This is a genomic window from Pedobacter sp., from assembly GCF_045628745.1.
Classification (GTDB): domain Bacteria; phylum Bacteroidota; class Bacteroidia; order Sphingobacteriales; family Sphingobacteriaceae; genus Pedobacter.
Genome location: NZ_JAZQPU010000112.1, coordinates 1 through 2,042 on the forward strand (window position 1 = coordinate 1; position 2,042 = coordinate 2,042).

2 protein-coding genes and 1 pseudogene are annotated in these 2,042 nt (G+C 37.1%); 2 read left to right on the forward strand and 1 reads right to left on the reverse strand.

Annotated elements, in window-relative coordinates; genetic code table 11:
- Window positions 1–247: pseudogene (locus tag ACR2F7_RS04810) on the reverse strand (AraC family transcriptional regulator); the annotation flags it as partial.
- 804 nt (window positions 248–1,051) lie between these two features.
- On the opposite strand from ACR2F7_RS04810, the gene ACR2F7_RS04815 reads away from it, so the two are divergent.
- Together ACR2F7_RS04815 and ACR2F7_RS04820 are read left to right on the forward strand one after the other, a co-directional pair.
- Window positions 1,052–1,264, forward strand: coding sequence for a hypothetical protein (locus ACR2F7_RS04815; RefSeq protein ID WP_432712458.1), 213 nt, complete (start codon window positions 1,052–1,054; stop codon window positions 1,262–1,264).
- Between the two features lie 309 nt (window positions 1,265–1,573).
- Window positions 1,574–1,999 carry an OsmC family peroxiredoxin gene (locus tag ACR2F7_RS04820; protein WP_432712459.1) on the forward strand — a complete coding sequence of 142 codons (426 nt, stop codon included), beginning with the start codon at window positions 1,574–1,576 and terminating at the stop codon, window positions 1,997–1,999.
- Window positions 2,000–2,042 lie beyond the last annotated feature (43 nt).

Sequence of the window (2,042 nt, forward strand, 5' to 3'; positions counted from 1 at the left end):
CGTGTGGATTGAAAAAAAGCAATGTATTACCTGTCACTTCAATGCTCCTATCTCCATAATGGAATACGTTGTCACCCTGGAATAACATGATCTTGAAAAAATCTCTGCGGATAAAAGTAGGAGTTGTAGATGAGGAGTTTAATTGTTCTTCAATACGAAAAACATTGAACTGGCCAATATCCTGTTTCATGTCATCGGACAGAGCAATAGACTTATGCCTATAAAATTCTTCTATCGATTCTGCCATATAGATCAGTCATTAAAATTTAACATTTATAAGTTTGCTGAGATTGAAAAACCACCCTTCATATGATTGAACAAATTCAGTTTGGATAAAGTTTTTTGCCATAAGAGAAAAGAGGAACATCTAAGTTATTATTTGCTTTTTTATTTACCGTTGAAAATTCTGCAGGTAACCTATGTGGCCAGTGCCGGGCAATATATCATTCCTTAAGCGTAGATTCGAGAAAAGGATTTTTATACTGCTCAATTCAATTCGTTAAAGTTCGTGTATTCTACATTCATAATTTTTAACTTAAGTTAATCCACAGCCTTATATTTTTTTGCCTCCATGCTAAGAGGTATTTTTGAGATAAATAACCGCTTTGTCAAATACCACCCGTATTGTGCTTCTGGTAAGGAATTGTCAAATTATTTGTATAATTTTAACTTAAATTCCTATCGCTTTGCAAGTGTAATCTATGCGTTAATTTACAGTTATTAAGTTATAGTGATGTCTACCCAAGCGAACATATTATTACATGCCATGAATGAAAAAAATGAAATCCTGACCCTCTGGAAACCCCGTAAGATATCTAAAGGTGATTTCTTTAATATGCAGAGCATGGTCTGTAACGACCTTGGCTAGTTGTAAAAGGAATTTTCCGGATATATTACCGTGATCCCAACACTGGGGAGGAAATTAACCTGTTCTTTTTTCGGAAAACCAGTTTGTCGTTTCCTTCAGGAGTTATTTCGCAGAATCCCTGCTGGTATTTTATTGAAGCAATGGAAGACGCTGAGGTCATCTTCATTTCTTATTAGGATCTTAATGGCCTGTACGAAGCCAATCCAAATTGGGGAAAGTTCGGCAGACTGTTGGCAGAAACTTTTTTGTGCTTACGCACAATCACGCACAGAAGAATTCATGTTCTTTTCTCACGAAAAGAGGTTCTTAAGACTATCGGAAGAACATCCCAATATCATTGAACGGATTCCTACTTATCATATTTCTTCCTTTCTGGGCATCACCATCCGTCATTGAGCCGGATAAGAAAAAGATTAAAAAACAGTCAGCACAACAGCCAGGAATAAAAAACATTTCAAATCTGACGGGCTGCATATTGCTGGAGAATTCAATTCTCCAGCAATTTATAGTAATACCCAAATTACTGTCACACCTAATAATGACTTAAGGTCCATGTCTTTACCCCATTGAATTGTCATTATCTGATTAATATAGACCTTCTTAAGCATTGAAATCGTTATTCTCCATTTTTTTTGCCATTTTTAACTTAAGTGAAAAAATAGCTTTTGCAAAAAGTAGAATTTTGACCCAACAAAAGTTAAAATCATGAAAAGAACAGCAAAAGCTTTTTGGCAGGGAGACCTTAAGTCAGGTCGTGGCCATTTAACCACCCAAAGCGGTGTACTCAATGAAACTCAATATTCTTTTAATACCCGGTTTGCGGATGGAATAGGTGCTAATCCGGAAGAGCTGCTTGCAGCTGCACATGCCGGTTGTTTCACCATGGCGATTGCCTATGCTTTATCGGAGCAAGGATATGCTCCGGGTGAAATGAATACCAATGCAGTGGTATCAGTGGATATGGTAAAAGGTGGTATTAGCCAGATCGATCTTGAACTTAATGCCACAGCTATCGAAGGACTAACGGCAGAAGACTTTGAAAAGCAGGCATTTATTTCAAAGGAAAATTGCATCATCTCTAAGGCACTTGCAGGCATAAAAATCGAGCTTACCGTAAATTATCTACAGTAGTAATTCATCCTGGCGGCGGTAAGTCATAACCGCCGCTTTTTTA